The sequence below is a fragment of the Aquabacterium parvum genome (genome assembly GCF_001447195.1).
Taxonomy (GTDB): domain Bacteria; phylum Pseudomonadota; class Gammaproteobacteria; order Burkholderiales; family Burkholderiaceae_C; genus Aquabacterium; species Aquabacterium parvum.
Genome location: NZ_LFRI01000571.1, coordinates 1 through 273 on the forward strand (window position 1 = coordinate 1; position 273 = coordinate 273).

Consider the following 273-nt stretch of genomic DNA (forward strand, 5'->3'; position numbering starts at 1 on the left):
GGTGAGGGCCTTCTACGGGATCGTAGCTGCTGGCCCGGATGTTGACACGCCGCCCTGGCTGTTCATCCTGGCCAGACACATCGACGCCTGGGACAAGGCCTCGCAGGCCTACATGATGGCCGTGCATCAGCATGCTTGGCCTGTCCTCAATGACATGGAGCGCCTCTCCGCGTCGAAGTAAGCCGGGGGGCTGGGGGACACCCCAGTGAGCCCGAAGGGCGTTGCAGAGGGAGGGGTACCCGACCGGTCCACCTTCAAGCCAACCAGCGGAGC

The 273-nt window shown here is 65.2% G+C and carries 1 protein-coding gene; it reads left to right on the forward strand.

Annotation, left to right across the window (positions count from 1 at the left end):
* The coding region (locus tag ABG80_RS23130) for a hypothetical protein (protein WP_160322631.1) at positions 1 to 181 on the forward strand (181 nt) is incomplete at its 5' end.
* Positions 182 to 273 lie beyond the last annotated feature (92 nt).